The sequence below is a fragment of the Actinokineospora diospyrosa genome (genome assembly GCF_024171925.1).
GTDB classification, from domain to species: domain Bacteria; phylum Actinomycetota; class Actinomycetes; order Mycobacteriales; family Pseudonocardiaceae; genus Actinokineospora; species Actinokineospora diospyrosa.
On record NZ_JAMTCO010000007.1, the window covers coordinates 461,547 to 477,462 of the forward strand.

General features: G+C 69.3%; 14 protein-coding genes and 1 riboswitch. Of the genes, 11 read left to right on the forward strand and 3 right to left on the reverse strand.

What is annotated here, in order from left to right:
- Positions 1-11: 11 nt before the first annotated feature.
- Complete coding sequence (locus LV75_RS16045) at positions 12-581, forward strand: gamma carbonic anhydrase family protein (protein WP_253887680.1); 570 nt, start codon at positions 12-14, stop codon at positions 579-581.
- A gap of 189 nt (positions 582-770) precedes the next feature.
- Positions 771-1,772 carry a LysR family transcriptional regulator gene (locus LV75_RS16050; protein WP_253887681.1) on the forward strand — a complete coding sequence of 334 codons (1,002 nt, stop codon included), beginning with the start codon at positions 771-773 and terminating at the stop codon, positions 1,770-1,772.
- Here LV75_RS16050 and LV75_RS16055 read toward each other — a convergent pair.
- Positions 1,765-2,220 (reverse strand): DUF4442 domain-containing protein, encoded by a 456-nt coding sequence (locus tag LV75_RS16055; protein ID WP_253887682.1) that lies wholly within the window; start codon positions 2,218-2,220, stop codon positions 1,765-1,767. The two genes, LV75_RS16050 and LV75_RS16055, sit on opposite strands and share 8 nt — an antisense overlap.
- Before the next feature lie 50 nt (positions 2,221-2,270).
- Positions 2,271-2,359: riboswitch (ZMP/ZTP riboswitch) on the forward strand.
- A 33-nt stretch (positions 2,360-2,392) separates the two neighbouring features.
- Between LV75_RS16055 and glyA the strand changes: the two genes are divergently transcribed.
- The 3 genes from glyA to LV75_RS16070 all read left to right on the forward strand — a co-directional run bounded on the left by glyA (position 2,393) and on the right by LV75_RS16070 (position 5,994).
- Positions 2,393-3,646 (forward strand): serine hydroxymethyltransferase, encoded by a 1,254-nt coding sequence (gene glyA, locus LV75_RS16060; protein ID WP_253887683.1) that lies wholly within the window; start codon positions 2,393-2,395, stop codon positions 3,644-3,646.
- A 162-nt stretch (positions 3,647-3,808) separates the two neighbouring features.
- Complete coding sequence (locus LV75_RS16065) at positions 3,809-4,345, forward strand: MarR family winged helix-turn-helix transcriptional regulator (protein WP_253887684.1); 537 nt, start codon at positions 3,809-3,811, stop codon at positions 4,343-4,345.
- Positions 4,345-5,994, forward strand: coding sequence for an MDR family MFS transporter (locus tag LV75_RS16070; RefSeq protein ID WP_253887685.1), 1,650 nt, complete (start codon positions 4,345-4,347; stop codon positions 5,992-5,994). Before LV75_RS16065 ends, LV75_RS16070 begins: the two co-directional genes overlap by 1 nt.
- Positions 5,995-6,048: 54 nt before the next feature.
- Here LV75_RS16070 and LV75_RS16075 read toward each other — a convergent pair whose 3' ends face one another.
- Positions 6,049-6,897 (reverse strand): intradiol ring-cleavage dioxygenase, encoded by an 849-nt coding sequence (locus LV75_RS16075; RefSeq protein ID WP_253887686.1) that lies wholly within the window; start codon positions 6,895-6,897, stop codon positions 6,049-6,051.
- Positions 6,898-6,981: 84 nt separating this feature from the next.
- Between LV75_RS16075 and LV75_RS16080 the strand changes: the two genes are divergently transcribed.
- Positions 6,982-7,647 carry an SMI1/KNR4 family protein gene (locus LV75_RS16080; protein ID WP_253887687.1) on the forward strand — a complete coding sequence of 222 codons (666 nt, stop codon included), beginning with the start codon at positions 6,982-6,984 and terminating at the stop codon, positions 7,645-7,647.
- 199 nt (positions 7,648-7,846) lie between these two features.
- On the opposite strand, the gene LV75_RS16085 is transcribed toward LV75_RS16080, so the two are convergent.
- On the reverse strand, positions 7,847-8,344 hold the full coding sequence (locus LV75_RS16085; RefSeq protein WP_204449986.1) for an inorganic diphosphatase: 498 nt from the start codon (positions 8,342-8,344) through the stop codon (positions 7,847-7,849).
- 408 nt (positions 8,345-8,752) lie between these two features.
- Between LV75_RS16085 and dacB the strand changes: the two genes are divergently transcribed.
- The 5 genes from dacB (at position 8,753) to ftsH (ending at position 15,894) form a co-directional block, all read left to right on the forward strand.
- On the forward strand, positions 8,753-10,675 hold the full coding sequence (gene dacB / locus LV75_RS16090) for a D-alanyl-D-alanine carboxypeptidase/D-alanyl-D-alanine endopeptidase (RefSeq protein ID WP_253887688.1): 1,923 nt from the start codon (positions 8,753-8,755) through the stop codon (positions 10,673-10,675).
- Positions 10,676-10,705: 30 nt separating this feature from the next.
- Entirely contained in the window at positions 10,706-11,779 is a 1,074-nt protein-coding gene (locus LV75_RS16095) for an Rv3626c family coenzyme F420 biosynthesis-associated protein (RefSeq protein ID WP_253887689.1), read from the forward strand.
- A gap of 20 nt (positions 11,780-11,799) precedes the next feature.
- Entirely contained in the window at positions 11,800-12,741 is a 942-nt protein-coding gene (gene tilS, locus LV75_RS16100; RefSeq protein ID WP_253887690.1) for a tRNA lysidine(34) synthetase TilS, read from the forward strand.
- A 10-nt stretch (positions 12,742-12,751) separates the two neighbouring features.
- Positions 12,752-13,300: a hypoxanthine phosphoribosyltransferase gene (gene hpt, locus LV75_RS16105; protein ID WP_253887691.1), complete on the forward strand. Its 549-nt coding sequence runs from the start codon at positions 12,752-12,754 to the stop codon at positions 13,298-13,300.
- Positions 13,301-13,524: 224 nt separating this feature from the next.
- Positions 13,525-15,894 carry an ATP-dependent zinc metalloprotease FtsH gene (gene ftsH, locus LV75_RS16110; protein ID WP_253887692.1) on the forward strand — a complete coding sequence of 790 codons (2,370 nt, stop codon included), beginning with the start codon at positions 13,525-13,527 and terminating at the stop codon, positions 15,892-15,894.
- The last annotated feature ends 22 nt before the right edge of the window (positions 15,895-15,916 follow it).

Here is a 15,916-nt window from a genome sequence, read left to right on the forward strand (position 1 = left end):
ACTGTGGGCCGATGCCGCTGTACTCGTTCGAGGGCAAGCGCCCCAAGGTCGACCCGTCGGCGTGGATCGCCCCGACGGCCACCCTCATCGGTGACGTGACCGTGGAGGCGGGCGCCTCGGTCTGGTACGGGGCGGTCATCCGAGCCGATTTCGGGCCGGTCGTCATCCGGGCCGGTGCCAACGTGCAGGACAACTCGGTCATCCACGTCAACGCCAACGGCTGCGAGGTGGGCGCGAACGCCACCATCGGGCACCTGTGCGTCGTGCACGACTGCGTCATCGGCGCGCAAGCGCTCATCGGCAACGGGGCGACCATCCAGGACGGCGCCGTCATCGGCGAACGCGCCTTGGTCGCGGCTGGGGCGATGGTGGGGCCGGGGACGGAGATCCCGCCCGAAGTGGTCGCGATGGGCGTACCGGCGAAGCGGCAGGTACCGCTGGAGGGGACCCCGAAGGTCTGGGTCGACCACAACGCGACCGTCTACCAGCACTTAGCGCGAAGACACGCTGCCGGGATCCGGGAGGTCACCGCCGGGTCCGACGCTGAGGAGCACGCCGGATCCGGCGCGGAAGAACTCTAGGTGACGAGAAGGTGAACGCCGGTGCCCGGCACGCCATGGGTGGGCGGTGCCGGGCACCGGGAGTCTGCGGGATCCGGGGGTTGTGCCCCCGGACCGGCGTGCCGTCAGTGGGCACGCGGCAAACCGGTACCAGAAATATGCCGCGTCGCACTAGCTTGATCTCATCCGAACGGGGTATCAAACTCAGTTATGGCCGAACTCGAGCTCCGCCACCTCCGCGCGATCTGCGCCATCGCCGAGGAGGGCAGTGTGTCCAAAGCGGCCATCCGGCTCGGCGTGACCCAGCCCGCGCTCACCGCGCAGCTGCGGTCCATCGAGCGGTTGGTCGGCGGCGAGCTGTTCCGCCGCAGCTCCAACGGCAGCATCCCGACCGAGCTCGGTCGCAGCGTGGTCCGCTCGGCGCGCGTGGTGCTGGAGGACATGTCGGCGCTGCTGGCCACCGCCCGCACGCACACGCAGAACCCGGCCGAGGCCCCGCTGGTGGTCGCCTCCAGCCCGATGCTGTTCACCAGCGCCCTGATCGCCGAGCTGCGGGCCTGGATCAAGTGCTCCGAGCTGCGCACCGAGATCGACTCGTCCGGTCCGGCGCTGCTCGACCTGATCTCCTCCAAGCAGGCCGACATCGCCGTGTTCGAGCGGTTCGAGGGCATGGAGAACCGGACCCTGCGCGACGTCGAGGTCCGCACGATCGTCGAGGAACCCCAGTTCGTGGCGCTGAGCTCGGACAGCCCGCTCGCCGCGCAGGAGGAGGTCGACCTGATCGACCTCGCCGACCTGGACTGGGTCGTGCCCCCGCCCGACCAGGACACCATGCGCCTGGGCTTCCGCGAGGCGTGCGAGAAGATCGGCTTCACCCCCCGGATCACCCACCACGTCACCGAGGGGCGCACCGCCATGGCCCTGGCTGCCGCGGGCGCGGTATGCCTAGCGCAGCCGGCATCCCTAAGCGGTCCGGGCTTCGTCATCCGGCCCTTGCGCGGAGCGGTCTTGCGGCTGCCTGTGGTCTTGGTGGTCCGGATGGACGGCTTGCTGGGCAACAGGCGCCACGAGGTGTTCGCCTGCGTCGCTCACGCCTACCGGTCGATCGTGGACCGGAACCCGACCTACGCGCAGTGGTGGGCCGACCACCCGGAGGCGCACATGGATGTCGACGCCGCTCTTGCCCTGCCGAGGCCGACTAGGCCTACCTGACTGTCGGCTTCAGGGTCCACACGACCGTCATCTCCGCGGTCGTGGTCCCTTCGGCGTTGCGGATGGTGCACTTGACGGCGAACTCGGGTCGGGTGCCCGCGTCCAGTTCGGCGATGACCTCGGCGGCGGGCCTGCTCAGCACGGCCTCCGCGGTCAGCGGGCCGAGCGCGAGCTTGCGGTAGCTGATCTCCGAGCGCACGACCAGCGGCGTCGCCCGGCCCATCTCGGCGGCGAAGGAGGCCAGGCCGACCGCGCCGGACGCGGTCTCGGCGAGGCCGAACAGGACGGCCGCGTGCGGGCCGCCGACGTGGTTGCGCTGCTCCGGCGCGTCCGGCAGCGAGCAGACGACGCGGTCGGCGGCGACCTCGACGAACTCCACGCCCGCGGTGCTCACCCAGGGGACGGTCTGCTTCATCGCGTCGGCGACCCAGCCGAGGTCTGTGCTCATGCTCATGAGATTACCCATCGGTAACTTGAAGCGGCAACGGGTAGGCTCGCACCCAGAGTCGTGACTGGCGTGCACGGGTGGAACAGACCACCGGGGAGCGGCTGGAGCGGGTGCGACACCGAACGCCTGGGTGTCACCGGTCTAGTCGCCGCACGCTCTGGAAGGAACGACCATGCACCAGCCCGGCATCCCCCACCTGGCCGCCGCGGACGCCGAGGTCGCGGCCCTGGTCGAGGGTGAGGCCCGCCGCCAGTACGAGAAGATCCGGCTGATCGCCTCCGAGAACTACGTCTCCACCGCGGTACTAGAGGCCACCGGCACGGTTCTTACCAACAAGTACTCCGAGGGCTACGCGGGCAAGCGCTACTACGAGGGCCAGCAGTTCATCGACCCTATAGAGACGCTGGCCGTATCGCGGGCCAAGGCCGTCTTCGGCGTAGAGCACGCCAACGTCCAGCCGTACTCCGGCTCTCCCGCCAACCTCGCCATCTACCTCGCGCTGGCCGAGCCGGGCGACACGGTCATGGGCATGGCGCTCCCCGCGGGTGGCCACCTCACCCACGGCTGGGGCGTGTCCGCGACCGGCAAGTGGTTCCGCGCCGTCCAGTACGGGGTGCGCAAGGACACCGGGCGGGTCGACCTGGACGAGGTTCGCGAGCTGGCGCTGGCCGAGCGGCCGAAGATCATCTTCTGCGGCGGCACGGCCATCCCGCGCACCATCGACTTCCCCGGGTTCGCCGCGATCGCCCAGGAGGTCGGCGCGGTCCTGGTCGCCGACATCGCGCACATCGCGGGCCTGGTCGCGGGCGGCGCGCACCCGTCGCCGGTCGGGCACGCGGAGATCATCTCGACCACCACGCACAAGACGCTGCGCGGCCCGCGCGGCGCGATGCTGATGTCCGACGCCGTGCACGCCAAGGCGCTGGACAAGGCCGTGTTCCCCGGGTTGCAGGGCGGTCCGCACAACCACACCACCGCGGCCATCGCGGTCGCCCTCGGCGAGGCGGCGAGGCCGGAGTTCCGCGACTACGCGGCCACCATCGTGGCCAACGCCAATGCCCTCGCCGAGGCGCTGGTCGAGCGCGGGTTCGACCTGGTGTCCGGCGGCACCGACAACCACCTGGTGCTGATCGATCTGACCAGCAAGGGCATCGGCGGCAAGCCCGCGGCCAAGGTCCTCGACCGGGCGGGCATCGAGCTCAACTACAACTCGGTGCCCTTCGACACCCGGAAACCGTTTGACCCGTCGGGCGTCCGGCTGGGAACGTCGGCGATCACGACCCGTGGTCTCGGGGTCGAGCACATGCCCCGGTTGGCCGAGTGGATCGACCGCGCGATCGCTGCGGGTGACGACGCCGAGGTGGCCGCCGTAGCCGCCGAGGTGCGCGAACTGCTCGCCGCGTTCCCGATGCCCGGGTGGGCCTGACCTGCGATAACACCCTGAGAACGCCCCGGTGCCGCTGGTCGGCCCCGGGGCGTTGCGGTGTGAGCGGGGTCGCAGGTAAATGGGTTGCGATCGATCACCCGAAAAGCGCATGCTTGCATCGACCAACTACTTGGATGATGCAAGCAACTCGGGAGGTGTCGCGTGACCGAGACCGTCGCGGCCGATGAGTCCGCCACCGGCACCGGGCTCACCGCGCAGGAGATCGAACAGGGTCAGCGGTTGGCCACCGTCCTGTTCGCGCTCGGCAAGCAGCAGGCCGCCATCGGCGCGCGGATGAGCAAGCTGGGGGTCGACCGCTCGGCTTTCGTCCTGCTGAAGAACCTCATCGCCCTCGGGCCGAGCCGCTCGAGCGCGCTCGCCGAGGCGATCCACTCCGACCCGTCCACGGTCAGCAGGCAGGTCGCCGCGCTGGTCAAGGACGGCCTCGTCGAGCGGCGCGCCGATCCGGAGGACGGCCGGGCGAGCCTGCTCGCGGTCACCCCGGACGGCATCGAGCTGCTCAAGCGCCAGCGGGCGCGGATGGCGCTCTCGCTGGCCCGCATGGTGAGCCACTGGGACCCACAAGACCTCGACACGTTCGTGCTGCTCTTCGAGCGATTCCTCGCCGACCACGCGAACTACCTGCCTACGTTCATCACCGAATGCGCCGATCACGCGCGTTCCGAAGGGGGAAAGTGATGTCAGCACCGGTTTCGGATGCCGCACCAGGGCAACTGAGCCACCGGCAGATCCTGACCGTGCTCTCCGGGCTCATGCTGGGCATGCTGCTCGCCGCGCTCGACCAGACGATCATGGCCTCGGCGATGAAGACGATCGCCGACCAGCTCAACGGCCAGACCATCCAGGCGTGGGCGACCACCGCCTACCTGATCACCGCCACCATCTCCACCCCGCTCTACGGCAAGCTCTCCGACATCTTCGGGCGCAAGCCGATGTACCTGACCGCCATCTCGTTCTTCCTGGTCGGTTCGGTGCTCTCCGGCATCGCCAACTCGATGTACGAGCTCGCCGCGTTCCGCGCGGTGCAGGGCCTCGGTGCCGGTGGCCTCATGTCGCTGGCGCTGGCGATCATCGCCGACATGGTGCCGCCGCGCGAGCGCAGCAAGTACCAGGGCTACTTCATGGGCGTCTGGGGTCTGTCCAGCGTGGCCGGTCCGGTCGTCGGCGGCGCGTTCGCAGGCCTGGACACCTTCGCGGGCATCGAGGGCTGGCGCTGGGTGTTCCTGCTCAACGTGCCGATCGGCATCGTCGCGCTGATCGTGGTCGCCCGCTACCTCAACGTCCCGCACCGCCGGGTCGCCCAGCGGGTGGACTACTGGGGCGCGATCGCGCTCACCGTCGGCCTCGTGCCGCTGCTCATCGTCGCCGAGCAGGGTCGCGAGTGGGGCTGGGACTCCGGCCGCGCGGTGCTGATGTACGTGATCGGCGTCGTCGGCCTGGCCGCGTTCGTCTACGTCGAGAAGCGCATGGGGGACGCGGCGCTGCTGCCGCTGCGGTTGTTCCGCCGCAGGACCTTCGCGCTGACCAACGTGGTCAACTTCGTGATGGGTGTCGGCATGTTCGGCACCATGATGTCGCTGCCGCTCTACCTGCAGATCGTCAAGGGCGCGTCGCCGACCGAGTCGGGTCTGATGACGCTGCCGATGACCTTCGGCATCCTGGTCGCGGCGATGGGCTCCGGCCAGATCATCGCCAAGACCGGCCGCTACCGGAAGTTCCCGATCATCGGCCTCGGCGCGACCGCGGTGTCGCTGTTCCTGTTCTCCCAGGTCGGCGTGGACACGCCGATGTGGCAGGTCATGCTGGTGATGGTGCTGACCGGCGCTGGCCTCGGCCTGTGCATGCAGACCCTGATCCTGGCCATCCAGAACGACGTCCCGGTCAAGGACATGGGCGTGGCGACCTCGTCGGCGACGTTCTTCCGCTCGATCGGCGGCACCGTCGGCACCGCGGTGTTCCTGTCCATCCTGTTCAGCGTGGTCGGCGACCGGATCAGCGACGCGTTCGGCTCGGTGCGCGGCGACGCGGCCTTCACCGCGGCGCTGGCGTCGAACCCGGAGTTCGCGCGCAGCCTCGCCGGTGGCGGCGGGATCGACCTGAACAACACGGCGTTCCTCAACACCCTGGACCCGGTGCTCGCCCGGCCTATCCTGTCCGGGTTCGCCAGCTCGCTCGACACGGTGTTCCTCGTCGGTGCCTGCGTGACCGTGGTCGCGTTCGCCCTGATCTGGTTCCTCAAGGAGACCCCGCTGGTCAACAAGTCGGGTATCCAGCGCGCGGCAGACGAAGAGGCGGCCGAGGCCGTTCCGGCTCCTGCCATGCACTAGCTCTATTCGCTCTACCGAACGACCCCGCGCTCCACGTGAGTGCGGGGTCGTTTGTCATACCCGGACAGTTAGCGTTGCCGCGTAACCGTTGGAGACATCGCCGGTGACCGCGGCGAGCTGGGTCTCGTACCCGTCGCTGAACACGTTGTCGCGCTCTAGAGAGGTTTGCGCGAGGTTGCGGACACTCTGTGAGTAGCCCTCGGTGCCGTAGACAGTGGTGCAGATGTCCTTGGGTAGAGCCAACTGTGTTGTCTTAAGTGGATCGCCTGCCTTGGTTGCCTCGGCCAGGCTGGGGTAGATCTCGAAGTGGATGTGCGGCCACCTGCCGGAGTAGGCCGCGGGGAAGATGCTGGTGAACTTCACTTTCCCTTGTGCGTCAGCCTCTTGGACACCACGGAGGTAGTTCTCGTTGGTGAGTTCCTTGGCGTACATCGAATAGCTGCCGTTGATGTCGCAGTGCCACAGGTAGATAGCCGCGCCTGGCATGGCAGCACAGGACTTCGCGAAGTCGACGATCGATAGCTCTACCGTCAGCGGTACGCCCTTGGCTGTCGTAGTGGAGCTCCCGAAGCTCGAACGGATGTCGCTGCGCACGATGCCGCTCTCGGTGAGCACGTTCGGGCCGTTGGTGCCATCGGCGGGGTAGGGGCCGCCGGTCTCCTGCGGGGTCTCCGCGCCGCAATCTGCCGCTGCGGCGGCCGCGGCCTGGGATCGCGCGGTCGTGGTGGTTGTCGTCGTGCTGGACGCGGCGGCGGTGTGGCCGGTGTGGTCCGTCCCACAGCCCGCGAGCGCGGCCAGCCCGACCCCGCCCATCAGCGTCAGCAGTCGCCGCCTACCCAGCGTGGCCAGGTCGAACGCGAGCCCCCGGTCGTGATCTTCGATGTGGTGGTCCATGTCGCCCATGGTTCGACTGTTACCCAGGAACGGGCTGTGCACCGGCTGTGTAGGTCTCTGTCATCCTGGCGGGGGACAACCTGGGGGTGATCGGTGCGAGTGGTGGTGGCGATCTTCGCCATAGGGGGGCTGCTCATCGGAGCCGCCCTGGTCCTGGGCATCGCGATCGAGCCGGACCGGGCGGCCGCGCCGACCACGGCGACCAGCTCGGGGGTCCGCTGCAGGCCGCCGGAGGGCCCGCTCACGCTGGTCGAACCGACCCCGGACGTGGTGGGCAGGGTCAACGCGGCCTGGGCGCGGGTGGACGGCTGGCTGGCCGACAACGCCGCGGCGACCGCCGCGGCCTGGAACACCCCGGCCACCCGCACCGAGCTGATCGGGCTGCAGCGCGACCTCGGTTACCAGTTGCCAGCCGAGCTGATCATCTCGCTCGGCAGGCACGACGGGGTCGGCGCGGACGGCTTCTCCTTCCCGCCCGCTTACCAGCCCCTGTCCGTCCGGGAGATCCGCACCACCACCGCGGACCTCTGCGCGGACCCCGGGTGGCGCGAAGGGGACGTCCCGTTCGCCAAGGGCGAGTCCGGTGCCGTGCTCTACCTGCACGAAGGCAGCGTCTACCGCTTCCCGGCGATGCAGCGGCACGCTAGCGACGTGACCGAACTGCTTGATCGCACAGCTTCTCGCTTAGAGGGGGAAAGTCCTGCCGAGTACCGGCCGGACGTCGACGCCCTCGGCCGCCTGCGCTGGGTCCGCGAATAGCGAACACCCCCGCCACCAGAGGTGCACGGGGGTGTTCACGAAGACTCTTGCCACCAGACGAGATGGACTCACCTGCTCGTCGAGCTCACCAAGCCAGGAACCCCGTCCGCCCGCCGAACCGGGAAGGCCGAGTGTCCCCACCCAAAGCCGGGAACGATGCCGGGCGGGGAAGAGGGGGCGGGTGGCGGGAGAAAGTGTCTCAGTGGAAGGTCAGGCCGGATTCCTTGAGGCGCTCGTAGGAGCGCTTGATCTCGGCCTCGGCCTCGGTGCGGCCGACCCAGCTGGCGCCCTCGACGCTCTTGCCGGGCTCCAGGTCCTTGTAGACCTCGAAGAAGTGCTGGATCTCCAGCCGGTGGTACTCGGCCAGGTGGTGGATGTCGCGCAGGTGCTCGGTGCGCGGGTCGTGCGACGGGACGCACAGGACCTTGTCGTCGCCGCCCTTCTCGTCGGTCATGCGGAACATGCCGATGGCGCGGGCGCGGATCAGGCAGCCCGGGAAGGTCGGCTCCTGCACCAGCACGAGCGCGTCGAGGGGGTCGCCGTCCTCACCCAGGGTGTTGTCCACGAAGCCGTAGTCCGCCGGGTACTGGGTGGCGGTGAAGAGGGTGCGGTCGAGCCGGATGCGACCAGTCTCGTGGTCCATCTCGTACTTGTTGCGATTCCCCTTGGGGATCTCGATGGTGACGTCGAACTCCACTGACGTGTCCTCGCTCCTGCTCGCTTCCTCTGCTACCTCACTAGTGTGGACCACGGTGTCGCCCCGGCCCGAACCGATCCGGGTGTGACGTTCACCGTTAGCACAGGGGGAGGACGCGGCGTGCCGCAGGCGGGACCAGAGCACGGCGGGGATCGGGATCCGGCCCGGCGGCAACCTGGTGATCAGGCAAAACGTCTACCTGACGTGGCAGACGACAACCCGGGGTGGCCCGGATCCGACGACGCTGCGTGGCCGAGTGTGGACGACGACGGGCCCGCCGCGGCGGCCCCCGGGGGCGGTACCGGACCCGTGTTACGTGACGAGACCCACGTCCCCGACACGCCCGGGACCGGCACTCCACGTTCGAGTGAACCGGCGAAACCGGAGCCTGCGGAGCAGGCCGGGGACGTGACGGTGCACGTCGGCGCCCGCGGCAAGCTCGCCGAGGGGCCGACCCAGGTGAACTTCCCGCCGTTGACCGGCAAGGGCAGCGACACGACCCAGCCGACCCGCAAACCCGGTGGCGACAAACCCGGTGCCGACTCGACGGCCGCGTTCCCGACCGGGCGACCCCAGGGTCAGCGGCCTGGTGGGCCGCCGCGCCCGCAGGCGGGCCGCCCGCCGCAGGGTGGGGTCCGGCCGCCCGGCCCGGGTGCGCCGCCGCACGCCCAACCGCCCGCCAGACCAGGTGGGCCCCTTCCCGACGGCCCGCCACGCGGCCCGCAGGGACCTGCTGGCCAGCCGCCCTTCGGTGGTCGGCCGCAGCCCCCGCTTGGCAGGCCGGGGCCTGGTGGGCGCCCTATAGGTCAGCAGAACCCGGGTCAGCCAAACCCTGGTCAGGTCGAGAGCACTCAGGTCATCAAGGTCGCCGACATCACCAGGGAGCCGACGCCTGTTCAGCTCGCTGAGCAGGCCCCCGTGCCGGAGGAGCCGCGCAAGCGTCCGCGCATCGGCATGTTGGTGGCGATGGCTCTAGTCGTGCTGCTCGTGTTGGGTGCCGCCGCCACCATTCAGTTTGTGCCTGGCGTGCGGGAGAAGCTGGGGATTAAGGCAGCGGAACCGGACGTCGTCATCGCACCTCCGCCTGCCGCTGTGCAGTTCGCGCCGACGCTAAAGGGCCCAAGTGCGAACATCCCGGCGCCTACTGCGGCGGGAGTCCGAGCTGCTTTGGCAGGTCCGGCAAGCGACCCGGTGCTCGGCACGCTTACCGGCACCGTCGTCGACCCCGCTAGTGGTGAGGTCCTCTTCGCGCAGAACGCGGACACCACGCTGGTGCCCGCGTCCACCGCAAAGCTGCTTACCAGTGCCGCCGCATTGTTGGCGCTACCGCACGCAGCTCAGCTGTCCACCAAGGTTGTCGCGGGAGACACACCCGGCACTGTGGTGATTATCGGCGGGGGCGACCCCACTCTGTCGTCGTTCGCGGCGGGTAAGAACACCGTCTACCCCGGCGCTGCACACCTCGACGACCTCGTCGCGCAGGTCAAGGCCAAGGGGCCGGTTACTACCGTGCTGCTCGACCTCGACAGGTACACCGGCGACAGCATTGCCAAGGGCTGGATCCCCGCTGATGTCGCTGGCGGCTACATCGCCCCGATGGTGCCCGCCATGCTCGACGGCGGCCGGGCCGATCCGACCAAGGCGGTCTCGTCGCGCTCGGCGAACCCCGCGCGCACGTTGGCCGAGGAGTTCGCCAAGCGGATCGGCGCGACGGTGCCCACGAAGGCGACCACCCAGGTCAAGCCGGACGCGAAGGTGCTCGGCGAGGTCCGCTCCGCGCCGGTCGTCGAGTTGGTCGACAACACCCTGCAGCGCTCGGACAACGTGCTCGCCGAGGCGCTCGCCCGTGAGGTCGCGAAGGCCACCGGGCAGGAGGCCTCCTTCGCGGGCGGTTCAACCGCCACCATCAAGACCTTGAAGGACAACGGGTTCGACACCAGCAAGGTGACCCTCGACGACGGCAGCGGACTGTCCACTTTGAACCAGGTGAGCGCCGCACTGCTCGCCGACGTGCTCAAGGTGGCCGCTGGCCCCGACGGCGCCGACCCGCGCACGGCCAAGCTGCGGCCGCTGCTGGGTGCGCTGCCGGTCGCCGGTGGCAGCGGCACCCTCGCGGGCCGCTACCAGGGTCCGGCAGCCTCGCCGGGCAAGGGTTGGGTGCGCGCCAAGACCGGCACGCTGTCCAGCGTGAACTCCCTCGCCGGGGTGGTCCTCGACACCGACGGCAGGCTCCTGGTGTTCGCCCTGATGTCCAACGGCTCGGTACCCGGTGCGGCCCAGCCCGCGCTGGACGCCGTGGCGGCGGCGTTGCGCCAATGCGGTTGTAGGTGAGATCACCCGCGCTCCGGTAGCGTCGGGAGGGTGAACACGACCGGCGCGGACGTGGTGAGGTCGACCGGCGGGGCGCCTCCGGTCGACTGGGATCTGGCGGTCTCGACAGCGCGGCGGCTCGTCCGCCCCGGACCGGTCGTGACCAGGGAAGTCGCCGAGCACACCGTCGGCAGGCTGCGGGACGTCACCGCGGACGCCGAGGCGCACGTGCGCCGGTTGACCGGGCTCGGCCTGGGGCTGCCGTTGCTCCCCGGGGACGTTGTGGACAGGGAGCAGTGGATCCAGGCGGCCGCGGACAGCATCGCGGCGCTCACCACGGATGCCCTGCCCAGTCGGCCCAGCCGGGTTGTCGGCAGCGTCATGGCGGGGACCGCTGGTGTGCAAGCCGGGATGGTCTTGGCCTACCTGAGCAGCCGTGTCCTCGGCCAATACGACCCGTTCGGCGGCGGCGACGGTGGCCGGTTGCTGCTCGTGGCGCCGAACATCGTGGCCGCGCACCAAGCGTTGGATGTGCCGCCGGAAGACTTCCGCATGTGGGTGTGCCTCCACGAATGCACCCACCGGCTGCAGTTCACCGCAGTGCCTTGGTTGCGCTCTTACTTCCAAGAGCAGGTGGCAACGTTCTTGAGTGGCCTCGACGAGAACGCCAACAGTGCTGTGGCGAGGCTGCCTGAGCTGTTGCGCAGGGCCAGGACAAAGCCAGACCCCACTGCTTCTGGCGGTCCACTCGGGCTGATGGAAGCCATGCAGACGCCCGAGCAGCGTGCGGTCTTCGACCGACTTATCGCCATCTCCACCGTCTTGGAAGGCCACGCCGATCACGTCATGGACGCTGTCGGCCCGATCGTCGTACCGACGGTGGCCACCATCCGAGAGCGATTCACTGTGCGCAGGCGAGGCGGTGGATTGCTAGATCGCGTATTGCGCAACCTCTTGGGCGTGGACGCGAAGATGAAGCAGTACGCCGTAGGCGCGAAGTTCACCTCGCATGTGGTCTCCGAGGTCGGCATGGACAGGTTCAACACCATCTGGACGTCACCGGAGACGCTGCCGTTGCGCAGCGAGTTGAGCGATCCGTCCGCCTGGATCCGCCGCGTCACGTGACCGAGAAGCCCCATCCGGCGGTGGCGGACATCAGGCGCGCTGTACGTGATCTGTTCGACGAAGCCCAGCCGGAAGGTAGGGTCGCCGTCGCCGTTTCTGGTGGTGCCGACTCCTTGGCGTTGGCCGCCGCCGCGACCTACGTGAGTCACAAGGCGGGTCTAACGGTCACCGGCCTGATCGTCGACCACAGGCTGCAAACGGGATCCGCCGACACGGCTGCCCGCGCTGCTGAGCAGCTCGCCACTCTCGGTCTCGATGACGTCCGCGTCCTGCCGGTCACAGTCGACGGTAAGGGCGGATTGGAGGCCGCCGCCCGCCGCGCCCGCTATGCCGCCCTGCGCGCCGCTGCTGACGGAGCCTGGGTCCTACTAGGCCACACCCGCGACGATCAGGCGGAGACCGTCTTGCTCGGGCTTGGCCGCGGATCCGGTCCACGCTCTATCGCGGGCATGCGCCCGCTGGACCGCCCGTGGGCCCGTCCACTTCTCACCATCCCCAGGACAGCCACGCAGGCCGCGTGTCAGGCCCTCGGCATCACGCCCTGGCAAGACCCACACAACGCGGATCCCCGCTTCACCCGCGTCCGCCTAAGGCACGAGGTCTTGCCGCTTCTTGAGGACGTCCTCCAAGGCGGGGTCACCGCTGCTCTAGCCCGCACCGCCGCGCAGCTACGCGACGACCTAGCAGCGCTCGACGACCTCGCAGCCGACGCTCACGCAAGAGCCAGCACCGACGATGAGCTTGAGGTGGCCGAACTCACCCCCCTGCCTCCTGCGGTCCGCCGCAGGGTGCTGCGCACGTGGCTGACCCGGGTGGGAACGCCTGAACTCACCGACGCCCACCTACGCGCCACCGACGCCCTCTTGTCCGACTGGCACGGCCAGCGCGGGATTGCCCTGCCGGGCGGGTTGGTGGCTAGACGTGCACATGGCAGGCTCACGTGCACAAGGCTGAACTCCTGAGAGGGGCACCGTGTACGACGGCGACATCTCCTCGGTGTTGATCACCGAGCAGCAGCTGGACGAGAAGATCGCCGAGCTCGCCAAGCAGGTCGGGCACGACTACCCGGAGAACGGCGCGGACCTGGTGCTGGTCGGGGTCCTCAAGGGCGCGGTCATGTTCATGACCGACCTGGCCAGGGCGCTGCCGGTACCGGTGCAGCTGGAGTTCATGGCGGTCAGCTCCTACGGCTCGGCGACCTCGTCCTCGGGGGTCGTGCGCATCCTCAAGGACCTCGACCGCGACATCGCGGGCCGCGACGTGCTCATCGTCGAGGACATCATCGACTCCGGGCTGACCCTGTCCTGGCTGCTCAAGAACCTCGCCTCGCGCGGGCCCCGCTCGCTGGAGGTCTGCACGCTGCTGCGCAAGCCGGACGCGGTGAAGGTCGACGTGCCGGTGAAGTACGTGGGCTTCGAGATCCCCAACGAGTTCGTGGTCGGCTACGGCCTCGACTTCGCCGAGCGCTACCGCGACCTGCCCTACATCGGGACCCTCGACCCGCGCGTCTACACGTCCTGACCCCACCGGGTCCGCGCTGGACCGATCAGGTGGGTGCGGGAACCAAGCCCGTCGCGGGCGCGTTGTCCCTGTTGCGCGCTCCGCCGGCACTTCGCCCGGTGAGGGTGCCAACGCGGACGGTACTCTGGTGAAACCGGAGTGTGCCCCGTCCGGCTGGGTAATGGGTCGTCATTGCCCTCAGTGCACGTCAGGGAGGGTGGAGGCCGCCTCGCGGCCGTAAGTGAATGGACCGCAAGCGCCTGCTTCGCAACCCGCTGCTGTGGATCCTGGCGGTGTTGTTGATCTACTTCGCCTTCAGCATGCTGTTCGACGACACACGTGGTTACACCTCGGTGCCCACGTCGAAAGCCATCGCGCAGATCGAGGCGGGCAACGTCAAGACCGCCGAGCTCGGTGACAAGGAACAGCAACTCAAGCTGACCCTCAACGCGCCGATCGACCAGGACGGCAAGCAGGTCACCCAGGTCCTGGCGCAGTACCCGGACGGCGCGACCTCCGACATCTACAAGGCCCTGATCGCCAAGACCTCGACCGAGTTCAAAACCACGGTCACCCAGGACTCGTTCCTGACCCAGATCCTGATCTTCCTCATCCCGCTGGTGCTGCTGTTGCTGCTGCTGATGTGGATGATGAACAACGTCCAGGGCGGCGGGAACCGGGTACTCAACTTCGGCAAGTCCAAGGCCAAGCAGTTGCCCAAGGACATGCCCAAGACGACCTTCGGTGACGTCGCCGGTGCCGACGAGGCCGTCGAGGAACTGCACGAGATCAAGGACTTCCTGCAGAACCCGGCCCGCTACCAGGCGCTCGGCGCGAAGATCCCCAAGGGCGTGCTGCTCTACGGCCCGCCGGGAACCGGCAAGACCCTGCTGGCCAGGGCGGTCGCCGGTGAGGCCGGGGTGCCGTTCTACTCGATCTCCGGGTCGGACTTCGTCGAGATGTTCGTCGGCGTCGGCGCCTCCCGGGTCCGCGACCTGTTCGAGCAGGCCAAGCAGAACGCCCCGTGCATCATCTTCGTCGACGAGATCGACGCGGTCGGCCGCCAGCGCGGCGCTGGCCTCGGCGGCGGTCACGACGAGCGCGAGCAGACCCTCAACCAGCTGCTGGTCGAGATGGACGGCTTCGACGCGCGCGGCGGCATCATCCTCATCGCGGCCACCAACCGGCCCGACATCCTGGACCCGGCGCTGCTGCGCCCCGGCCGGTTCGACCGGCAGATCCCGGTGTCGGCACCCGACCTGACCGGCCGCAAGAAGATCCTGCTCGTGCACTCCAAGGGCAAGCCCATGGCGCCCGACGCCGACCTCGACAGCCTGGCCAAGCGCACCGTCGGCATGTCCGGCGCCGACCTGGCCAACGTGCTCAACGAGGCCGCGCTGCTCACCGCGCGGCAGAACGGCGCGCTGATCAACGCCGCCGCGCTGGAGGAGTCGGTCGACCGGGTCATCGGCGGGCCCGCCCGCAAGAGCCGGATCATCTCCGACAAGGAGAAGAAGATCACGGCCTACCACGAGGGCGGCCACGCGCTCGCCGCGTGGGCGATGCCCGACCTGGAGCCGGTCTACAAGCTCACGATCCTGCCCCGCGGCCGCACCGGCGGGCACGCGCTGGTCGTCCCCGAGGACGACAAGCAGCTGATGACCCGCTCGGAGATGATCGCCAGGCTGGTGTTCGCCCTCGGCGGCCGCTCGGCCGAGGAACTGGTGTTCCACGAGCCGACCACCGGTGCCTCCAGCGACATCGACCAGGCCACCAAGATCGCCAAGGCGATGGTCACCGAGTACGGCATGAGCGCCCGCCTCGGCGCGGTCCGCTACGGCCAGGAGCAGGGCGACCCGTTCCTGGGCCGGTCGATGGGCCACGGCGCGGACTACTCGCTCGAGGTCGCGCACGAGATCGACGAGGAGGTGCGCAAGCTCATCGAGGCGGCGCACACCGAGGCGTGGGACGTGCTCAACACCTACCGCGACGTGCTCGACGACCTGGTCGTGGAGCTGCTGGAGAAGGAGACGCTCACCCGCAAGGACCTGGAGCGGATCTTCTCCAAGGTCGAGAAGCGGCCGCGGATCACCGCGTTCAACGACTTCGGCGAGCGCACCCCCTCGGACAAGCCGCCGATCAAGACCCGCCGCGAGCAGGCCATCGAACGCGGCGAGACCTGGGAGGAGAGCCCGCGCGAGCCGGTGCCGACCCCGGTCGGTGCCATCCCCGGCGCGGGCGACCTGCCCGGCGGCCCGCCCAGGACCAACCCCGAGCTGCCCCCGGGCAACGGCGTCGGTCCGAACGGGACACCGCCGCAGTACGGGACCCCGCCGCCCTACGGCAGCCCGCCCGCTTACGGCGCCCAGCCGCCCTACGGCCAGCCGTCCGGCAGGCACGCGGGCCCGCCGCACTACGGCGCCCCGCCCGGGTGGACCCCGGCGACCGGTCCCACCCGGCCGTCCGGCCCGCACCAGTCGTGGCAGCCGTCGTGGGGTGAGCGCCGCAACGACGCGCAGCAGCAGCAGCACGGTGACCGTCAGCAGCACGGTGACCACGCGGCGGATCCCACTGACCGGGATCAGGACTCCGGTGGGCGCGCCAACGGTTCCTGATGCGATGGTGGCGGCGTTGTGC